Raw genomic sequence first — 19,679 nt, forward strand, 5'->3', positions numbered from 1 at the left:
ATTAAAAACCCATAGTAGCCAAGTGTTGTTTTACTTTTTGTTCATAAAAATCCATTGCGAGCTCTAGTTCTGGCAACGGTCTGTCGTAACGTTCAGCCAGTTCCCTTACCCTGCGGCTAAGGGCTTGGCTAATTCGGTCTTGCAAGCTATGAAGAGCAATTTGCAAAGACGCTTCCCATTTTTCATGTACCACTATCTGACGAATAGTTTTTTCATCGAGTTTGGGGTATTGCGCTATTACTATCGTTTCCAGTGTTTCGGTAAGTTCTTTAACTTCTTTGATTGCTTTCACTGCTATACCCGCTAACTCTAAATATTCGTGAAGGACTGATAAATCTTCACCATTGGCTTTTTTATCTTTTGCTTTTGTGGCCAATAATCTTTTCACTTCAGCAGCATTTACCTTTTCCAGCTCGGAAAAAAGGCCATCTTCGCCGCACTGTTCACCTTCTATCTCATCCATACGCAACTTTGCAATATCTGCCGCTGTTTGTGCCTTATCTATTGCCTTTTTCTCTAGAGCAAAGAAATGTGCAATCATCAACTGTGGCGAGATCATACGACCTTCAATACCTTCTAATCCCTGTACGGTTTTATCTTTGCCAGTTTTACCATCCTTACCCTTTTTTCCTTTGATGATAATGCGTGAATACTCTTTTCCTGCCGCCCAACCATCCAACGATATACTATAGAAATCGTCCTGCATTGATTCCGCCCAGTAATTCATCAATTGCTGGTACATATCATAAGCATCTATCAGCGTATTATCTGCGAAATTTTTAAGTAATTCATCACTCATTTGTTGCAAAGCATCTTTAGGATGAAAGCCTTTCTTTAATGACTTCCAATGTTCTGCTTCCTTATGCAGCCAAGTGTCAAAACGCTTCTGCAATTTGACGTTAAATGCTATAAACTGGGGATGATTGAAAATAATATCACGAATGTCTGCGGCTGGTGACTGCAAGCTGAAATATCCAGTGCGTAACGGTTTAAATAACACTTCCTTTAATGCAGGATAAACCATCCAGTATTTGTTAAGCGCTTCTACATCAGCATCTGGGATTCCGCCTAACAGATGTCCAGCAATATCTTGAATATCTTCCGACTCCTGAGTATCGATGTATCTAGGAATATTCAGATTGTAATCGTTCTTTGCACCAGTAATTTCAGTTAAAGGAACAATACGGCTATATTTAGGTAATTCAAGCTGACCACTAAATACATCTGTTATCTTTCGGATGTCTTGCTCTCTCAAACGATTTTTCGGACCATCTTTTACAAAACCTTTGCTGGCATCCACCATAAAGATTCCTTTACGGCTTTGCGCGTGTTCTTTATCCAAGACGAGAATACATGCTGGAATACCGGTGCCGTAAAATAAATTTGCTGGTAAACCTATGATAGCTTTAATATATCCCTTTTGTATAATGCGCTTACGTATATCGCCCTCAGTATTACCCCTGAATAGAACACCATGTGGAAGTACCACTGCGGCTTTTCCAGTCGACTTAAGTGAGGCAATGATATGGAGCAAAAAGGCATAGTCACCATTTTTTTCTGGCGGCACCCCTAATTCAAAACGATGGAATTCATCATTGACGGTCGATAGCCCGTTACTCCAGCTTTTCAAAGAAAACGGCGGATTAGCAACAATGTAGTCAAACTTTTTTAAAGCATCGCCGGTTTTGAAAGCAGGCTTGGTAAGCGTGTTGTCAGCTACGATTTCCGCCGTCTCTGCATGATGGAGTATCATGTTCATTCGAGCTAAACCAGCGGTCGCGGTCTCCTTTTCCTGGCCATAAAGTTCAATGTTTTTGCCCGCTTCATTCATTACTTTTAGCAATAACGAACCGGAACCACATGTTGGATCATAGGCCGTTGTTTGAGTTGTAGCGTTGCGGCTGTTGATACCAATCACTTTTGCAATCACGCGGCTTACTTCGGAAGGAGTGTAGAACTGCCCTTTTGATTTGCCTGATTCAGTAGCAAAGTGACGCATAAGATATTCATAGGCATCGCCAAGAATATCGTCTCCTTCAGCATTATTGGTGCTGAAATTAAGTTTTGGATCATTAAAGATTAGAATAAGGTTACCAACCGTATCAATTAGGTCTTTGCCTTTACCCAATTTGTTCTCATCGTTAAAATCCGGGAAATCGCTTAAGCGGTTTGCTTCTTTAATCGGATTTAGGATCTTTTTGTTTATATCATCACCGATATTTGGAGTACCAATTAAGGCCACCATGTCATCAAAGCTGGCTCCTTGTGGTACCGTAATTGCACCGAATGGTTTGTCTCGATATTTATCCGAGATGTATTTGACGAATAACATCGTTAATACATAGTCTTTGTATTGCGAAGCATCCATGCCACCGCGAAGCTCATCGCACGAAGCCCAAAGAGAAGAATAAAGTTCGGATTTTTTTATAGCCATTTTCAGTCGTTACGCAAAAGTAATAGGAATGTTGGTATTAGTCGTCCTCTGATAGCACATATTTGAGCTGGTACGAAATATTAAGAAATAAGCCTGTATTAACTTAATTATAAGACGCCTTACTGAGTTTTTTGTTGACATTATGTTGGAAAGCAATAAAATTACAACATGATTTATCACTTACTTTCAAAGGGTAAGTTATTCTTTTCCAGCTGCCGCCTCAGACTTTGCCTTTCTTAATTGCGAATTTCCTATTGAATAGGATTAAATGTGGTCATAAGATACAAGGGAGCCATTTTCTCGTACAAAATAAATAGTGCAATTTCCTCAAGGGTTTATGAATTTTGCTGATTTCCTGCTGGGGTCGCCAGACCACACCACAACGATGCATAACGAAGCATAGAAAAACACGTTTCAGCCCTGTTTTTCTTGGGTTTTTGCCCCACTTGACAAATAGGAAAAAATACCTATACTATCTTAAAGCTGCCAAAAAAAGGGAGCCATTTAGGGAGACGTTTCACAGGCCGAAATTTTGTCTCCCTGTTATATCACATTCTCAAAAACACAACTTTTACAAAGGACATGAACAATGCCTCTTACCGATTTGCAATGCCTGAATGCAAAACCACAAGATACAAAATACAAACTGACAGATGCCGAAGGATTATTTCTAGTCGTCATGCCAAATAGCAAACGCTACTGGCATTTCAAGTACACCATACACAATACTGAAAGGGTAATCTCTTTTGGGCGATATCCCGTTATTTCTTTGTCCGAAGCTAGAGAAAAGCGGCTTGCAGCACAAAAGCAAATCAAGCTAGGTATTGATCCCCTGATTGTTCGTGAAAAGGAAAAACAATTAGCGGCCTTTAATGCTGCTAACACCTTTGAACCGATTGCAAGGGAATGGCATGAGCGGAATAAATACCAATGGGCCGACCGCCATGCCGCATGTGTTATGTTCAGATTGGAAAAATATCTTTTCGGGAAGCTGGGTAAGTTACCATTAGCAGAAATCAACGCTCAGTTTTTATTAAGTTGCTTAGAGACAATATCACCTGCAACAGCACGTCGATTGCTGCAATATTGCGGTCGGATATTTAGGTACGCTAATGTAACAGGCAGAATGCAAGGCGACCCAACGCTTGGTGTCGTTGAAATTTTACGAAGACCAAGAAAAGGTCACATGGCATCCATTGATATCGATGAGCTACCTGATTTCCTGAATTCAATTGAGGCAATTAGATTCAATGTTAGCCGACAAACCTACCTAGCAATGCGCCTGATATTGCTTGTTTTTGTGAGACACAAAGAGCTGCGTAAGGCTAAAAAGATAGAGTTCAATTTTGATACTGCTATTTGGACTATTCCGGCGGAGCGTATGAAAATGCGGCTTGAGCATTTAGTACCATTATCCCAACAAGCTATAAGTATCATTAAAGAATTATTTTCTCTAAACCCAAATAGCGAATACTTGCTGCCAAGTAATCATAATCGCAATAAAGCAATAAGCGAAAATGCCCTTTTAGACTTCGTTTATTTAGCGGGTTATAAAGGAAAGATGACTGTCCATGGTTGCCGGGCTTTAGCAATGGGTATTTGTCAGGAACGCCTAAAAATACCATTCATTGTCATCGACAGGCAATTGTCCCATGTACCTGAAAGCGAAGTGAGGAGAGCATATGACCGCGCAAAGTTTTGGGATGACCGAGTATCAATGATGCAGCGATATGCCGACTATATTGACGAAGTTTTACCTACACACCCAACCCAAAGGAGCCAAAATGGAACTCAAAGAACTAATCAACCGACTACAAACACTGCCATCACGGTTAACAGCTATGGATATTCAGCGCGAGTTGGGTATCAAAACGCAAGCTTTACGCAACCGTTGGAAGTCGGGCCATTTCCCGAAACCTCACAAGGACATCGGCAGCCGTATCAATCGCTGGTGGAGGGACGAGATAATATCTCATTACAGTAATTTGTCAGCGTAGTCTTTAAGCTGTTTTAACCATTATCAGGTCCTGCATTAGCGGGGCCTTTTTCATGCTTTCACTTTATCGGGCAGGCAGCAAGCATCGATACAAATTCGGTTTATTGTGGCCGTGTGCATTGTACTACGCATTCCTGTTAAAGAGAGAGACAATGGTTTTCATACAGGCGAATAGCCAAAGCGCTCTCGTCACCAACTAAAACTTTCCTCTGCCGCCCATTGCGGCATTCACTCGCCCATCCAAAATTTCAGCCGGTTTGTTCGCATTAACTCCGGCTGTTTATCCCCTGTAACCATTAACTCTCAACAGGAAAGGTAGAACAATGGAAAACACAACCACTCAAACAAAACATGAATTTAAAGTACCGAGACTTGACGTACATGACCTTGTGACAAACATCATCATAGAGCAACTTGAAAACGGCGTTATCCCTTGGGAAAAACCATTTTTAAGCCATGATAACAGCCTAAAACGCCTCCCTGTAAATTATACTACAGGTAAACAATACCGAGGTATCAACATCCTTTTGCTTTGGTGCGCCGCCATGAAACGAGGTCACGAAACCCAAGAATGGGCCAGCATGAAACAATGGAATGCCAAAGGCGAGAGCATACGCAAAGGCGAGAAAGGAAACCTCGTAGTTTACTACGATACTTTCGAGAAAGAGAAAGACGGCGAAGTTCAGAAAATCTCGTTCTTAAAAGCCTCTTACGTTTTTAATCGTTCTCAATTGAAAGGTTATACGCCGCCGGAATCAGTTGTAGATCAAATGTCCAAGGTTGAGCGTTTTGAAGCTATCGATAAATTCATTGCAAATACGAAAGCTGTTATTGAATATCATAGCGGTGGCGCTTACTACATGCCTCTGGAAGATAAAATCATGATGCCAAAGCCTGAGCAGTTTTTAGATACTGACCATTGCTCAGCTACCGAAAACTTCCATTCCGTTATGTTTCATGAATTGACACATTGGACAGGCGGTGAAAAACGTTTGCAGCGCATAAATCACAAAAAGTTCGGTGATAAAAATTATGCAATCGAAGAATTGGTTGCCGAGTTAGGTGCAGCTTTTCTATGTAATAGTTTTGGTATCAGCTCAGCCGAAAAAGGAAATCATGCAGCCTATATTGATAATTGGCTCAAAGTTCTCAAAGAGAACAATCGCTGCATAGTGACAGCAGCAAGCGAAGCGTCGAAAGCTGTTGAGTTTTTACATACGATGCAAACCGTTCCATTATAAAAATTTGAACTATCTCTACACGGCCCTGTTTTTACAGGGCCTTTTTTTATTTTTACAAAGGACAATAAATGAACATTACAGAAGTCAAGAAAATACCTCTTAATGTTATCGTTGAAAAACTCGGCGGTAGATATTCTCATACAGATCGAAAAGGTGACGACTGGTATTTTTCACCCTTCCGCCCCGATGAGAAAACGGCATCATTTAAAATTAACACCCAACGCAATAATTGGCATGATTTCGGCCTTTCAAACACGTTCGCACATCGCAAGCAAATAGGCGGAGGCGATGTGATAGACCTGTGGTGCGAATATCATTCTCTAGATCGAAGATTAGGAGTTAAAGAGGCCCTTGCACAGCTTTCGGGTTTCAATCATTTAGTCAGCGTTAACGCAACAAATAACAAGAGAGCTGAACGGCCAGTAAAAACCAAAGAGGAAGCACGATATAAAATTGTTTATCAGGCGGATAAGATAACGCATATAGGTTTAACCCAAGAATTGGTAAGGCGGCGTGTCTCTGTTGGATTGGCTAATCTTTATTTAAAGCAAGGGCAAATCCATGACACGGTAACAAACAAAAAATACTACGGCTTTTTATTTGAAAATGACAAAGGTGGTTTTGAAGTAAGCATCCCAAATCCGGCAAAGAATACTTCATTTAAAACCTGCATCGGCTCAAAAGCTACAACACGGATTCTAATTGGCGAGGATAGGAATTCGGCGGATGTATTTGAGGGGTTCTGGGATTTTCTATCATGGTTGCAAATGAAAGGGATTTTGCGCCCAATCAACCACAGCTATATTTTAAACTCTACATCGCTAGTAGGTGAGGCTTGCGAAAAAATATCAGCTTTTAACGATGTGGTTAAATATGCATTTCTATTCATGGATCATGACGATGCAGGCTATCATGCCACAGACGTTATTGCGAAAGAACTTGAACATAACAGTATTCAAGTTGCCAGTATGGCGCAATTCTATGACGGATTCAAAGACCTCAGCGATTTTAGTATGAAGTACAAACCAACTTAAATTTAATGGTTGATACGGGGCGGTGGATCGGCTCTCTTTTTGAAATAGTCAAACCACTCGATTGCCTTTCCACTGTCCCTGTCTTTTTGTTGTTGTGGCGTAAGTTTTACATTTTCAAAAAAGCTTTTGAAATAGGGTAGTTTTTGTATTTGTATTTTAAGATTGTCCGCAAATGTAATGATGTGTGGAAAGGTTGTTACTTCGTCGACTGTTAGTAACCGCCTACCGTAAGTCTGATAATTCAGTGATCTGTTATCGTCTCTTGTGTGTGGGTTATGGGAAACGGTCGTCGAAATTTTCTCCAAAGTAGCTTCACCTAATAACTTGCTTATATAGTCAGCAGTAAAATAGTCTTTTATCCCGAATGCTTGCAATACGGCAGCATTCCCAATAAATGTATTCAGACCATCATCTCCATAAATATCTTTTATTTGAGACAAGCTTTGCACAAATGCCCATAGCACGATATTCTGCCCTCTCGCAAAAGCGTAACCTTTTTGTATGTCTTTCATTTTTCCCAACACAGCAAATTCGTCTAGAATAAAGTTAACTCGCAAGCCAGGTTTCTCATTACATGCTTTTAGACACAAGCCAATTACAAGCCGTAACCATACGCCATGAGTGTCTAAGTACCTTTCAGGTATAACGATGTAAACGGTGCAGTTCGCACTTGTCAAATAATAAGGATCAAAATCATCTTTTGCTAATGATTGTCGCAATTGGGGGCTTTCAAATATTGTTGTGGCATTCTGAGCAGTTGACCTTATACTCGCCATTGTGTTTTCTGTTTTCTGGATACCGATAAGCTCTTCTGCCGCTATTGAAATTAGCTCATGCTCCGCTTTGTTGTTTTTAAGATCAAACAACAGCATTAACCAATCATCACCCGACAGTCGCAACATTTTATATAATGTCCAAAAGTTGTGATCTTCTTCCGGCATGGCCGTAACAATGTGCATAAGGAAGGTTTTTATCATGCTTCTTGCACGATCATTCCAAAAAGGGTCTTTTGCATCTGGTTTATCAGGGATTAGAAAATTTGCAATTTGTTCGCAATTATCCCTTAACTCGTGCATGTTTTTCTTCAAAAATGCAAATGGGTTGAAACCGGAACTTTGTATGCCATGAATTGCGCCAAGCTTTTTTTGTTCATCCCAAGGGTCTATAATATAAACCCGTTGACCGAATTCTTTTTGAAACCGGGCAGTAATAAAAGCATTCTCACCTTTAGGATCGGTTACAACATACGATCCGAATGGATTTACCAATAAAGACGGAATTATCAAATTCACCCCTTTTCCTTGACCCGAACCCGCTACGGTTAGCAGGTGACCGGATTTATTCCTCATATGCTGGTAACCAATGTACAATCCATGAGGCTCGGAATTACCCGTAGCTTTCATTTCTTCATAAGTGGCCCATCTTGCGGACCCATGATCAGTTTTTGGTCCGCTATTGGCATTATTTGCCTTGAATAAAACGTACCACAAAAACATTAACCCAAGCGAGATCACTATACAGAAAATCGTCCATGTAACGATACCTACCGTTAGCAAACCTACGCCAATTACACCTATCGGCATTTGAAGCGTTCTAAGCTGGTTAAAAAAGGTGTCGCTAATACCCAGTACGGCAGGTGAATGTTTCTGAAAACGGATAAAGGCCAATACAGCGCAAAGGGCAAGGAATAGAGATAGAAAGATCAATTGCGATTCATCGCGATTGATCCCCGCAATCATTAATAATAATGCAGCGGCACATAGTGCCCATTGAAACCCTTTTAGTTTTTCTTTGAATTCCATTAGCGAAATTGTGAAAGGTTAATTGTCCGAACAACCGAACATTTAAAGATAATTTTATTTTTTAATTAAGAATATCTCGCGTGTGTTTTTTCTTTTCATGGCATAAAAAGTTTGCTTTTCATTCCACGTTAATACAGCATTGCACATATCAGTACAGCGCACTCACTTGACTTTTGCCAGTACCTGTGATAGCTTTAGGGTAGTTGCAAGACATGGATTTGTAGCTACAAAACTTCGTTTTGATTAGCAACAAATCCGTCTTGTAAGGGGAACACATTTCCCCCTTAACCCTCTTTAAAAATGGATAGAGATTTGAAACGTACAAAGAAAAGTGGCGGTGAGAACCGCAGCACTGTTTTTCGTATGCGCCTAACGGATAAAGAAAAAGAGCAGATCCAAGCGCTGGCAAAACAGTACGGATTTCGCAATGTAAGCAAATATCTGAGAAGTCTTATTACAAACAACAAACCCTCTAGTTCAATTGATCGTCAAACCTTGCTTCTGCTAAACGCTGAACTTGGCAAGGAAGGGAGTAATCTAAATCAGATTGCCCGCGCTATTAACACACGCATGAAAACAGGAGAAAAAATAAATTTCAATCCCGACATATTAAATCAAACGCTTACAAGTATCCATGACCTTACCAGCCAACTATTAGAGTTATTAAAGAATGTTCGTATCAGGAAAAATTAGAGGAAATGCGCCGCAGCTTGCGGACTACCTGTTGGCAATGGGTGAGAACGAGCGCGTCTTTATTCTGGACGTAGACGGTAGAGCGCACCCTAATCCCGGACATTTAAAAGACACCCTTTACGGAATGGAATTGAATAGCGAGCTTACACGAAGTGCTAACAGCATTTATCATGCTGTAATCCGTCCCGATCCTGAAAGCCAAAAAGACCGCGCTCTTACGATGGAAGAGTGGCACAAGGCGGTAGAAATGCTTGCGGAAGAATTACCATTCCAACAGCAACGACGGGCAACGGTGCTGCATGAAAAGGACGGTTACTTCCATGCCCATGTTGTATTTGAACGATATGACCATGAAAAGGGCACGATGATCGACTACAAGCATAATTACAAGGCACACGACAGAGCAAGATTTAAGCTCGAAAGGGAGTTTGGCCACAAAATAACGCCTAATAAAAACCCTAATCGTGACCGCCATAAAAAATCACTGTCTGAAATATGGCAGCAAACCAAAACTGGTTCAGAATTTATTAAAGAGGCGAAAAGGTACGGTTACACAATTGCTAAAGGTACAACCAGACCATTTATGGTCATCGATGAACAAGGACGTTCATTTAATCTGGTAAAAATGTTGAAAGACGTAAAGACTAAAGATGTAAGAGAGCGCCTTGCAGATACCCAGTTAAAAAATGATAAATCAGCAATCAGGCAAACTCGCTTGGTCAATGACTTTAAGGCAAATAATGATAACAACACGAAACCATTAAACAATAAGCATATGTTTTTTGAAATTAACGAAGAGCAAAAACAGGAAAGAGACATTTTTGAAGCTTTAGGACGTAAGCATCTTAAGGAAATGGAAGAACGCCATTTCAAAAAAGCAAAAAAATATGGATCGTTCGATAAAATTCCGTCCGATCTATTACAGGAAATGAAAGATGAACGAGATGCATGGCAGGACAAGTGGGGTAAGAAAGGTGAGCAATCCGAAAAATTGCACTTACGCCACGATCAAGATATTGATGATGAATTGAATGAAATGTATCGAGATGATTTGAGGGGCGAATTTGCTAAAAACGAGGGTCAAATTCTAAATTCTGATTTCAACAAAAAAGAAGCAAAAAAGTCGTGGGATATTACTGATGTCGATTTAACTGAGCATCGAGATGATCGCCGTGCTTTTCTTAAAGAAATGCATGACGCTCAAAACCGAAAACAAAAAGGCTTGGAAATTTAGTTCGGCAATGTTAAATCCAAAGGCCAGAATGGTCCTCTAAGTTCAGGCAACACTTGACGATTAAGGGGTTTATAATCGCTTGGTAAATCTAATCCTAATTCATCGCAGACTACTTTTTTAAGGAAGTTATCAATAAGTTCCCAGTCATAGCCTACTATATGGCGCTGAACCTTTAGTTCAATTGTATTCTTAATAAGTTGCCTTATGAAGCGCTCTGTCATATAGGGAACCGTATGAGGATTATAATGTTCACCACCATAATGAATTAGTATTTTTCTTGCAAGATGCCCAAATCTCGGAATAGAACCTTCCCACTTAAGGAACATTTCGTCGCGTAGTTCAGAGCCATACAGCCATTTTGAAGGATCGTTAATTCTTGCAAGAAATTGTCCTGCTGTTTCGCTTTCAAGTGTTTTACGCTTTGGTTCTCCGGCTAAATCCCAAAAATTAACACTTTCATCTTTATAAGTCGTGATCGTATTACTCAGTTTATCTATGGGCAAAGGGGCTGCCAACTCGGCAAAAGTCACTGCTTCATTTTTAGCTAATCCGTACTCTGGCTCTGAGATTTTAATTTTGACTTCAGCTGGATTTAGGCCCGCTAATTCAAAGAAATTAACAGTGCCGTCGGTGCCGGGTTTTATTTCAAAGTCATCCATAAAGTAACTCCTTAAATTTCGATAACTTTAACATATTATAAACCTTAACTCAACAACAAAATGACCACTGAGGAAGAAGCTCAACTAGTTAACAAATATGGTCGGGATATTGTCGATCTCGGCTATGGGGATTTTCAAGAATACATCAATAAACGCAAAAAAGCATTTGATGACCTTACTAATGAAAAAATCAAGCAGGACATTAACTATGCCCAGTATAATAAGGATTTCAAGGACAATAAAAAATGGCCTTATGACGAGCATTTGAAGAGCCATAACGCAAAATGGGATGCCGAAGAAATAACGATCGCCGAAAATCATGGTTATATGCCACCTGAGAAAGACAAGGAAACTTTAAAAAAGGAAGCATTCGCTGAATTCAAAAAGCAATTTGATGGCTTAGAAAAAGGATTAAACAAGGATAACCCACTAAAAGAAACATTTGAAGATTTCAAAAAAAACTTTGAAAAAGGCGACGATCTTAAAAAGAAAATTGATGACCTAAGAAAAGAAAAATCGGAGGCCGAAAAGAGCGCCAGCAAGCAAGACGGAGAGCCAAGCAAAAAAGAAAAAGATTTTGCGGCCTTTAAGGAAAATCTGAAATCCGTGACTGGTCGAAACCCAACTATAGAAGATAGTTAATTAATAAAAGCCCCATTGCTCTCGCAGCACGGGGCTTTCAACCTAAACCTTATCACAATGTAAGTTTGGAACTTACAAGTTGCGAAGGTAAGCGTTTATGGCCATATATTGTAAGTGGAAGGGTCAGTATACGTTTTGTAACCTGTCCTTGAAATCGTTACCTTTCCTGTTTTCGCATCGGTGGGTATTTTTACGTTAATGGTTGAACCGTTAACAGCTAATGGCTGCACCGCTTTTGAACCACCGAATGAAACTCCTATATCGGCAACATTTGCACCACTGTAATTGCCTGTTATCGAAATTGTAGTTCCAATTTTTCCAGAATTAGGCAAGATCGTATAATACCACGCCGTTGGTAGTAGTGTAAATCTCAGGCTATTATCACTGGCAAATATTAGATTTCTTGTTGCCCCGCCGTTTGAGGTTGCGCTAAGAGAACCCGATTGCGCATTAACTGGAACAACTGCAAGCATTTCTGTAGATGTCACCTTAAAAGGCCGTACCCAAGCGACATCACCGAAATAGATCGCCATATCGCTTGTATTAGTAAATTTAGCGCCTGTAAATTTGATCGTGTCACCCACACCCGCAGATTTTGGTGAATAATCCCGCACGGACATATCCAGTGTAAAATTCCCCGGCCCTGTCACAGACTTTCCTTCTACGGTCACCGTTATTTTTCCATCGTTAGCGTCTCGTGGTACGGGCACCTGCATCGTCAGTGTTGATGAACTAAGATAAGAAGGTTGCACAGGTGCACTACCGCCAACGGATATACCGATAAATTCTTCTACGTTACCAAAACCCGCTCCAGAAATAGTGATCACATCGCCGATTGATCCATGAGTTGTATAGCTGCCAATCTCTAACGGGAAATAGACAGGAGCCGGTGGCAACAATTTAAAATCCTTGGTGCTTGTTACTGTGTTTCCGCCGCGCGATACCTTAATTTTACCGTTGGTACTGTAAATACTCGTTGCGACCACTATTGAAGTTGGCGACACGGAAACAGGCTTGAATCCTCCTGTTTCGCCAAAAGATACACTCACAAGGGAAACGTCTGATCCGAATCCGCTGCCAGTTATAGTAACATTTTCAAAAGGTCGTGCTAATTTGGGGCTAAAATCAGTTATCGTTAGAGTAGTTCTTTCTGCAACCGTAAACACCTCGGAACTTACAGTTGATTTGCCTTTAACGGTAACTTTCACTGATCCGGTAGTTGCATCATCTGGTACTTTTAAAATGATAACACTGTTTGCAACAGAAGTAGGCACTATATCTGCTGAGTTCCCTATTCTTATTTGAACAGCATTCGCATCATTTCCAAATTCATTACCGGAGATAGATATAGTTTCGCCTTTAAATGTGGTTAGCGGTGAAATGGCGTCAATTCTTGGCGTTGGCCCATCATCTTTTTTCTTGCAACTTGAAATGATCATTGATAGCGCAAGCATTGTTAATAAAATATAGCGTTTCATAAAATAGCTTTGATATGGTATCGATTTATTTACTTTGAATGTTGCCTTGGTTATTCCGCTTAAAGGTTAGAAATTCAAAAGCGATCCATATCGCCAAGAAAACGGCAACGCATTGATTGACGAATATCCAATCACGGTTATCGAAAGGGATTTTCTGAAATGGATTGAAAACCAATGCTAATAAAATATAGATGATACCATCCGTTTTCTTAGCGTTTTTTAAGCATGAGTAAGCCAACCATCCGAATAAAACACAGGAACAAAAACGGATAAACTGATACCGATGGTAAACTTCATTAATGGAAGTGGCGAAAAGCGTTGCCGCAATGACAATTTTAATTGCCAGGGCTTGTAGAAGTAATCTGTTCATAAAAGGGTTAAAGTTTTTGTCTTTAGCCCCTTTAAGACGGTTTAAAATAAACAGCGTGGGGCCTCACTAGCTACCACGCTCGTCGAAAAGCGTACACAACAAATGATATAACCCCACGCGTGACGTGGCAGTAACTCATACTCGTTGTGTTTTGCTGAAGAAGTTTCGACGATTCGGTAGCTAAAACGAGTGCGCTATTGCATTAAAATATTGAGTCTAAGTTAGACACAATATTTTATGAAACAAAGCGTGAAATCAACCAATTACAAAAAGTTGTGGCTTCAATTTTTTAAAAAGCAATTCGCTCGTTTAAAAATTGCCGCTGCGTTTTCGTTGCTTACGTCCTTCGGCAAGTGTTAGTCTTCAGGGTGAAAAATTGCAAATAATGCATAATCTTAATTTATAAGAATATAATCCTTTATAGGACTATATTGACAATAACAGGCAAAATCTGATAAACCTCTCATCATGTCCTGCATCATTGTCCAACCCAAAGAACTAAATAAAAGCGTTTTAAGCGTTAAGGTGCAGGACATCCCAATCCTAAGCAGTAAAGTGGCGGCAGGGTTTCCTTCACCCGCAGACGACCATTTAGACAATGCTCTAAATCTCAACGATCTTTTAGTTAAGCATCCGGCAGCGACTTTCTTAGTTAGAGCGACCGGAAAATCTATGGAAGGTGTCGGGATATTCAACAACGATATACTAATTGTAGATCGTTCGGTTAACCCGGTGCATGGAAGCGTTGTAATTGCAGCAATTGACGGCGAGTGTTTAGTTAAAACCTTTTGCCAAGAAAAGAAAAAAAACTGGCTCCAATCGGCGAACCCTAATTTTCCGCTGATTTTATTAGAAGAAAGCAACTCTGTAGAAATTTGGGGAGTGGTGACTGGTGTTGTTAGGCAACATGGGAGTAATGGCCGTGTTTGCCTTAATTGACGGAAATAATTTTTACGCTTCATGTGAAAGGGTATTCAATCCAAGCCTGAATAATGTTCCAATAGTGGTACTGTCAAATAATGATGGGTGTGTAATTGCAAGAAGCAATGAAGCTAAATCATTCGGAATTAAAATGGGCGCACCTTATCATGAAATGAAACAATTGATTATTGATAACGGCGTAAAGGCGTTTTCCAGTAACTACACGCTTTACGGTGATATGAGCGCCCGAATGATGGAAACGCTAAGTAGTTTTTCCCCAGATATTGAAGTTTATTCAATTGATGAATGTTTTTTAGGGTTGAAAGGATTTTCTAATTTTGAACTAACTTCTTACGGTCAGACCATTAGACAGACAGTTAAACAGCATATTGGCATTCCCTGTTGCATAGGCATTGCACCCACCAAAACCCTTGCGAAAGTCGCAAATAGATACGCTAAGAAAAATCCTGAAACGCAAGGAGTAATGCTGTTAGTTGATGAAGATATAAGAATGTTTGTCTTGCAACGAACAGAAGTCGAAGACATTTGGGGAATAGGCCGACAGTACCGAGAAAAGCTTAAAGCAAAAAATATCAATACGGCCTATCAACTTTCAAAAATGCCACAAGATTGGGCTAAGACACATTTAGGCGGGGTAGTCGGTGAGCGGTTAGTTTTGGAGCTAAACGGCTACTCCTGTATCGATCTTGAAACAATACAAGAGCCTAAGAAAAATATCGCGGCTACACGAGCGTTTGGCAAAGTCGTTACGGAAGAAAGAGACATTAGCGAAGCATTATCCTATCATATTAGTAGAGCGACTGAAAAATTGCGAGATCAAAAGAGCGTAGCTAAAATCGTCACCTTCTTTTTTCACAGCAACCCATTCAGCAAGGTTTATCCGTTTTTTAAAGTTTGGCGATCAATTGAACTACCGACAGCCAGCAGTGATCCGTGTAAATTCAATAATGCTGTGCAGGCAATGCTAAAGAAATGCTTTAAACAAGGTGTACGCTATCACAAATGCGGTGTTATACTACAGGAAATTAACCCGGCTTTAAACGTCCAATCAGACCTGTTTTCAAACCTTGATACCGATAAATCAAAATCTTTATTGGCAACAGTCGACAAATTAAACAAACGTTTTGGACGTGGTGTTATGAAGTTTGCAAGTAGCGGAATGGAAAAATCTTGGATGACACAGGCGAATTTGATATCTGGCCATTACACTACTAACTGGCAGGACTTACTGAAAGTAAAAACGGGATAAATGTATAATTTAAAAATGCTAATATATTTAGTAATGCGCGAGAGATTTCTAACTTTGCTCCACACAACAAAACTAATGGTAGCGCGCACAAAGAGGAATTTCGGGGAAATTGACAAAAGAGATTTTATAGCGGAGATAAAGAAATGTCGCGATGAATGTATAAAAGTTTGTTCCAAAGCACCAATAGAAAGTGACAGTTATAAAGCAGCGTCAAGTTTGGTAAGTGACGTTGACAAAGCTATTGAAGTATTGACTGGTGATCTTAAATTTTTTCATCTCAAACCCCATTCAACAAAATAGCCCCCGTGAAACAGACGAGGGCTATAATTGTCAGTAAACTATTTCAAAAGCCTACAATAGCTTCAATGGCTGCATCAGCCTTGTTTGTAGAAAAATTAGATTGATAGCCCATTGTGGTAAGCAAGCTTTCGTGACGGTAAAGCCTTTGTAATACTTTGGGATGTATTTCTTTTTCTTCTGCACGTTGAGCAAAGCTATGACGTGCCTTGTGCGGTGAGGCATTTTTATTAATAGCTAGTTGCTCCATAATTTCTTTCATGTGCTTGCCGATTATTCGGGTTACAGAGTTAACTCGTTGCCTCACCAAATAACGATTATCAAGATTGGTCAATTTCTTTAGGTAAGGAAACACAAGATAGTGCGCAGGTTGATCTTCTTTATATTCTTCAAGAATTGCCGAAACTGCAGGGGGAATTGGTAATGATCCCGGTTCCCCATTTTTCGACATCACGTAATAGAAACGTCCATTTTTAAAATCCGACCATTTCAGAAGCAGCGCATCCGTAATACGCATTCCGGCAAACATATAGCAAATGAGCCAAATATTGCGGCTGTGGTGCAAATGAGATTGTTGCGCTGAGAATTTAGCTTGTTTTAGTTGGCTTATCTCACTTTCGGTTAGGCCAATTTTTTCGGTCTTGCCAAACTTAATTACAATCTTGTTCTTGCCGCCGAATGGATAGGTTTCATTATCAATCAATCCGGCAGTTTTGGCGCGATTATACATTGTGCGTATAACTATGAGATGGTTGGTTACAGTACGTTCACTAAGCGGAACATGACCTTCCTTGTTCTTATTGCGACCAGTGCGCAGGAATATCGTATAGCGGCGAAGGAAATCGACAGTTATTTGAGGGAATGTTATTTGTTCCCCTGCAAATTCGTAAAAGCGTTTCAGTTTGCTTGTATCTGTTTTACATACGTCATAATTGCCTAAGCTTTTTTGTTCTTGAAGATAATTATCTGCTACTTCTTTAAACAAAGGAAGCTTTGGCGGGAGCGGAGCCACTTGCACGGGCTTTGGCTTAATCGCATTAACTACATCTTCAGCTGTATAGCGTTTTTTGCCCGTTTCAAACTCAAGAATTTTGTCATTAATTTCAGCAAGTTTCTTAGACAGGAAATTAGTCAACCGCATGTGTTGCGGATGCGCTTTTTTTACTTGCTGTTTGGGTGCATCCCATAACTCACGTGACGCGAGAGCGTTGCCTTCAAACAAATAAGCTGGAATGCCATTTTGTGAAACTTTAATCCCGATGGGATAGTTGCCGTTCTTGTCTTTACGGCTCCATGTAATGATTTTTGCGGTTGCCATGTGGAAACATTTTTAAGTAAATAAAATTTGTTTCCACGCCCCGTTCAAAGGTCGCGTTTTGTTAACGGTTTTGTTAACGGTTTGACTGGATTAATCTGTGGATTGATGGTGTTTGGTGGTGATTGAGAATAGTGATAAACACCATTTCTATACATTTGAGGCCACTTCGATTCAAAATCTACAAGATTATGAATCCTACGCTCTAACCATCTGAGCTACCCCGCCGTATTTATAGGAGCAATAAAGGGCCTCCTAAAAAAGGTTTGCAAATATAGCAGAAATTCGTTTCCTTTAGAAAAAATGTTAACATTGTGGCGTGCAATCAGGGCCATCAATTATAAACCCCTATGTCTGAAAAGAAAAAATTCTCTATTGAGTACGAGATAAAGTCGTCGCCACGCATATTATATACTTTTTTGGTTGAACCTAATGGCCTGGCCCAATGGTTTGCTGATGATGTTAATATTCGCGAGCAGATCTACACATTTACCTGGGATGGTGAACAGCAAAAAGCCAAGCTGGTAAATGCCCGAGAAAATAAAGTGGTGAGATTTAAATGGTTAGACGACGAGCCGCATTGTTATTTTGAAATGGAGATAGTTCAGGATGAGTTAACAAATGATGTTGCCCTTGCTGTTACAGACTTTTCTACCGATGAAGCTATGAGCGAAAGAAAATTGATATGGGATAATCAGATTCAGTACCTTGTAAGCGTTTTAGGTGCATAAGGGCTAATTTCCCTAACTTTGCGCTTGTGAAAAAAATACACCTCTTACTGCTCAAATCTTTTGTAAGGCCTTTCCTGGTTACTTTTTTGATCGTAATGTTTATGTTGCTGATGTTATTTCTGTGGAAATACATTGACGACATGATAGGCAAAGGTTTTCAATGGTATGTTATATTAGAGCTGATGGCCTATGCTTCGGCCACCAACGTACAAATGGCGTTGCCCCTGTCTGTTCTGCTTTCTTCTATCATGACTTATGGCAGCCTGGGCGAAAACTACGAGTTGGTAGCTATCAAATCGGCCGGCATTTCTCTTACCCGCGCCATGTTTCCCATGTTTGTGCTGGTTTGTGGTTTAAGTATAGGTGCTTTCTTTTTCTCTGATTATATGCTGCCCGTTGCCAGTTTAAAGTACTACCGCTTGCTGTATGATGTACGCGAGCAAAAATCGGCTAACTTTTTACCCGAGGGGGTTTTTAGCAATAGTTTTGCTAACAATACTATTCGCGTACAGAAAAAAGACCCTGATGGCCAGACGCTTTACGGGCTCACTATTTATTCAAAAGATCCGCTTAAAAACACCTCTTTTATGGTGATGGCCAAACAGGGTAAAATGTATCGCACTTTTGATAATAAATATTTGATAATTGAACTAAAGGACGGGATACGTTATGAAGAGAACGCCGGTTCGGGCACCGGTGTGTATATACCCAGAAGAGTTTTTATAAGGCAACGATTTAAGTCTACAACACAAAAGCTTGACCTTAGCGGAATTGCTTCCATGAAAGCCACAGATGAGAGCTCCTTTAAAAACGGTTTGCAAATGATGAACATGCGCATGCTGGGTGACACGATACGCGTTCTTAATAAAAATTTGGACAGCATCCGTATGGCCAATTTTCAACTGATGAGTCCGTTTATTAAGTATTTTGCTGTGCCTGCCAGGCCCGACAGTGCAAAAATAAAGGCAGTGGCTTATAAGCCCAACTGGTATAAGGCTTTGCCCATAACAGATAAGCAGCAGGCCCTGATAACTGCCCGGCAAGAAGTAAACTCTGTAAAAGAGCAATACAAAATAAGGATGGGCGCTTTTGACAACATAAAGTTAAGTGAGCACGGCGCCCAGGTTGAGTATTATAAAAAGTTTACCCTATCTGCAGCCTGCCTGGCACTGTTTCTTATTGGCGCACCGCTTGGGGCCATTATCCGCAAAGGTGGCTTAGGCCTGCCTGTGGTAGTATCGGTAGTATTCTTTCTTATTTATTACATAATATCAACCATTGGCGAAAAAGCCGTTAAAGCCGGAGACGCGTCGCCTTTTATAGGTATGTGGATAAGCATTATCATCCTTACGCCTATTGGTATCTTTCTATCGTACAAAGCAGCTAATGATTCGGTTATTTTTGATGCCGATTCTTATAAAAAGTATTTTGCTAACCTTTTAGCTAAAATAAAACCACTTTTCAGCAAAAAAGCGGCGGCGTGATCAATTGCGCCGGTAGCTTGATATTATTTACAAACCGCCGACGTTTATTTTTTTTATATGCGTTAACTTTGTTAGTGC

General features: G+C 40.2%; 16 protein-coding genes. 10 read left to right on the top strand and 6 right to left on the bottom strand.

The annotated features are described in order from the left end of the window. Window position 1: 1 nt before the first annotated feature. Complete coding sequence (locus ACFQZS_RS10735) at window positions 2–2,434, bottom strand: type I restriction-modification system subunit M (RefSeq protein ID WP_377100042.1); 2,433 nt, start codon at window positions 2,432–2,434, stop codon at window positions 2–4. A gap of 589 nt (window positions 2,435–3,023) precedes the next feature. Here ACFQZS_RS10735 and ACFQZS_RS10740 point away from each other — a divergent pair. From ACFQZS_RS10740 to ACFQZS_RS10750, 3 genes are all read left to right on the top strand, one after another. After that, window positions 3,024–4,418 carry a tyrosine-type recombinase/integrase gene (locus tag ACFQZS_RS10740; RefSeq protein WP_377100044.1) on the top strand — a complete coding sequence of 465 codons (1,395 nt, stop codon included), beginning with the start codon at window positions 3,024–3,026 and terminating at the stop codon, window positions 4,416–4,418. Between the two features lie 335 nt (window positions 4,419–4,753). Further along, window positions 4,754–5,671, top strand: a complete 918-nt coding sequence (locus ACFQZS_RS10745) for an ArdC family protein (protein WP_377100046.1) — start codon at window positions 4,754–4,756, stop codon at window positions 5,669–5,671. Window positions 5,672–5,739: 68 nt separating this feature from the next. Further along, entirely contained in the window at window positions 5,740–6,705 is a 966-nt protein-coding gene (locus tag ACFQZS_RS10750) for a toprim domain-containing protein (RefSeq protein WP_377100048.1), read from the top strand. Window positions 6,706–6,707: 2 nt separating this feature from the next. On the opposite strand, the gene ACFQZS_RS10755 is transcribed toward ACFQZS_RS10750, so the two are convergent. Further along, window positions 6,708–8,507: a type IV secretory system conjugative DNA transfer family protein gene (locus ACFQZS_RS10755; RefSeq protein WP_377100049.1), complete on the bottom strand. Its 1,800-nt coding sequence runs from the start codon at window positions 8,505–8,507 to the stop codon at window positions 6,708–6,710. Window positions 8,508–8,807: 300 nt separating this feature from the next. Between ACFQZS_RS10755 and ACFQZS_RS10760 the strand changes: the two genes are divergently transcribed. Both ACFQZS_RS10760 and ACFQZS_RS10765 read left to right on the top strand, forming a co-directional pair. Continuing rightward, entirely contained in the window at window positions 8,808–9,200 is a 393-nt protein-coding gene (locus tag ACFQZS_RS10760; protein WP_377100051.1) for a plasmid mobilization protein, read from the top strand. Further along, a complete protein-coding gene (locus tag ACFQZS_RS10765) occupies window positions 9,178–10,434 on the top strand; it encodes a relaxase/mobilization nuclease domain-containing protein (RefSeq protein WP_377100053.1) in 1,257 nt (418 codons plus the stop codon). Before ACFQZS_RS10760 ends, ACFQZS_RS10765 begins: the two co-directional genes overlap by 23 nt. Here ACFQZS_RS10765 and ACFQZS_RS10770 read toward each other — a convergent pair. Beyond that, the gene (locus ACFQZS_RS10770; protein WP_377100056.1) at window positions 10,431–11,093 is read right to left on the bottom strand and encodes a hypothetical protein; all 663 of its coding nucleotides are present in this window, start codon (window positions 11,091–11,093) and stop codon (window positions 10,431–10,433) included. The two genes, ACFQZS_RS10765 and ACFQZS_RS10770, sit on opposite strands and share 4 nt — an antisense overlap. Before the next feature lie 60 nt (window positions 11,094–11,153). On the opposite strand from ACFQZS_RS10770, the gene ACFQZS_RS10775 reads away from it, so the two are divergent. After that, on the top strand, window positions 11,154–11,735 hold the full coding sequence (locus tag ACFQZS_RS10775; RefSeq protein WP_377100058.1) for a hypothetical protein: 582 nt from the start codon (window positions 11,154–11,156) through the stop codon (window positions 11,733–11,735). A 95-nt stretch (window positions 11,736–11,830) separates the two neighbouring features. On the opposite strand, the gene ACFQZS_RS10780 is transcribed toward ACFQZS_RS10775, so the two are convergent. Together ACFQZS_RS10780 and ACFQZS_RS10785 are read right to left on the bottom strand one after the other, a co-directional pair. Then, window positions 11,831–13,213, bottom strand: coding sequence for an IPT/TIG domain-containing protein (locus ACFQZS_RS10780; RefSeq protein WP_377100060.1), 1,383 nt, complete (start codon window positions 13,211–13,213; stop codon window positions 11,831–11,833). 25 nt (window positions 13,214–13,238) lie between these two features. After that, window positions 13,239–13,583, bottom strand: coding sequence for a DUF6804 family protein (locus ACFQZS_RS10785; protein ID WP_377100062.1), 345 nt, complete (start codon window positions 13,581–13,583; stop codon window positions 13,239–13,241). A 468-nt stretch (window positions 13,584–14,051) separates the two neighbouring features. Between ACFQZS_RS10785 and ACFQZS_RS10790 the strand changes: the two genes are divergently transcribed. Both ACFQZS_RS10790 and ACFQZS_RS10795 read left to right on the top strand, forming a co-directional pair. Continuing rightward, window positions 14,052–14,522: a LexA family protein gene (locus tag ACFQZS_RS10790; RefSeq protein ID WP_377100064.1), complete on the top strand. Its 471-nt coding sequence runs from the start codon at window positions 14,052–14,054 to the stop codon at window positions 14,520–14,522. Further along, a complete protein-coding gene (locus ACFQZS_RS10795) occupies window positions 14,491–15,774 on the top strand; it encodes a Y-family DNA polymerase (RefSeq protein WP_377100066.1) in 1,284 nt (427 codons plus the stop codon). The genes ACFQZS_RS10790 and ACFQZS_RS10795 overlap by 32 nt, the downstream gene beginning before the upstream one ends. A 343-nt stretch (window positions 15,775–16,117) precedes the next feature. Here the strand turns inward: ACFQZS_RS10795 and ACFQZS_RS10800 are convergent, their stop codons facing one another. Next, entirely contained in the window at window positions 16,118–17,389 is a 1,272-nt protein-coding gene (locus tag ACFQZS_RS10800) for a tyrosine-type recombinase/integrase (RefSeq protein WP_377100067.1), read from the bottom strand. A 347-nt stretch (window positions 17,390–17,736) separates the two neighbouring features. On the opposite strand from ACFQZS_RS10800, the gene ACFQZS_RS10805 reads away from it, so the two are divergent. Continuing rightward, window positions 17,737–18,117: an START-like domain-containing protein gene (locus ACFQZS_RS10805; RefSeq protein ID WP_377100069.1), complete on the top strand. Its 381-nt coding sequence runs from the start codon at window positions 17,737–17,739 to the stop codon at window positions 18,115–18,117. A gap of 26 nt (window positions 18,118–18,143) precedes the next feature. Next, complete coding sequence (locus ACFQZS_RS10810) at window positions 18,144–19,601, top strand: LptF/LptG family permease (RefSeq protein ID WP_377100071.1); 1,458 nt, start codon at window positions 18,144–18,146, stop codon at window positions 19,599–19,601. Window positions 19,602–19,679 lie beyond the last annotated feature (78 nt).

The organism is Mucilaginibacter calamicampi (assembly GCF_042676765.1).
Taxonomy (GTDB): domain Bacteria; phylum Bacteroidota; class Bacteroidia; order Sphingobacteriales; family Sphingobacteriaceae; genus Mucilaginibacter; species Mucilaginibacter calamicampi.

Excerpts from the sequence above, each read along its gene's own strand:
- ACFQZS_RS10735 (WP_377100042.1), bottom strand. The coding sequence starts at position 2,434 with ATGGCTATAAAAAAATCCGAACTTTATTCTTCTCTTTGGGCTTCGTGC.
- ACFQZS_RS10740 (WP_377100044.1), top strand. The coding sequence starts at position 3,024 with ATGCCTCTTACCGATTTGCAATGCCTGAATGCAAAACCACAAGATACA.
- ACFQZS_RS10745 (WP_377100046.1), top strand. The coding sequence starts at position 4,754 with ATGGAAAACACAACCACTCAAACAAAACATGAATTTAAAGTACCGAGA.
- ACFQZS_RS10750 (WP_377100048.1), top strand. The coding sequence starts at position 5,740 with ATGAACATTACAGAAGTCAAGAAAATACCTCTTAATGTTATCGTTGAA.
- ACFQZS_RS10755 (WP_377100049.1), bottom strand. The coding sequence starts at position 8,507 with ATGGAATTCAAAGAAAAACTAAAAGGGTTTCAATGGGCACTATGTGCC.
- ACFQZS_RS10760 (WP_377100051.1), top strand. The coding sequence starts at position 8,808 with ATGGATAGAGATTTGAAACGTACAAAGAAAAGTGGCGGTGAGAACCGC.
- ACFQZS_RS10765 (WP_377100053.1), top strand. The coding sequence starts at position 9,178 with ATGTTCGTATCAGGAAAAATTAGAGGAAATGCGCCGCAGCTTGCGGAC.
- ACFQZS_RS10770 (WP_377100056.1), bottom strand. The coding sequence starts at position 11,093 with ATGGATGACTTTGAAATAAAACCCGGCACCGACGGCACTGTTAATTTC.
- ACFQZS_RS10775 (WP_377100058.1), top strand. The coding sequence starts at position 11,154 with ATGACCACTGAGGAAGAAGCTCAACTAGTTAACAAATATGGTCGGGAT.
- ACFQZS_RS10780 (WP_377100060.1), bottom strand. The coding sequence starts at position 13,213 with ATGAAACGCTATATTTTATTAACAATGCTTGCGCTATCAATGATCATT.
- ACFQZS_RS10785 (WP_377100062.1), bottom strand. The coding sequence starts at position 13,583 with ATGAACAGATTACTTCTACAAGCCCTGGCAATTAAAATTGTCATTGCG.
- ACFQZS_RS10790 (WP_377100064.1), top strand. The coding sequence starts at position 14,052 with ATGTCCTGCATCATTGTCCAACCCAAAGAACTAAATAAAAGCGTTTTA.
- ACFQZS_RS10795 (WP_377100066.1), top strand. The coding sequence starts at position 14,491 with ATGGGAGTAATGGCCGTGTTTGCCTTAATTGACGGAAATAATTTTTAC.
- ACFQZS_RS10800 (WP_377100067.1), bottom strand. The coding sequence starts at position 17,389 with ATGGCAACCGCAAAAATCATTACATGGAGCCGTAAAGACAAGAACGGC.
- ACFQZS_RS10805 (WP_377100069.1), top strand. The coding sequence starts at position 17,737 with ATGTCTGAAAAGAAAAAATTCTCTATTGAGTACGAGATAAAGTCGTCG.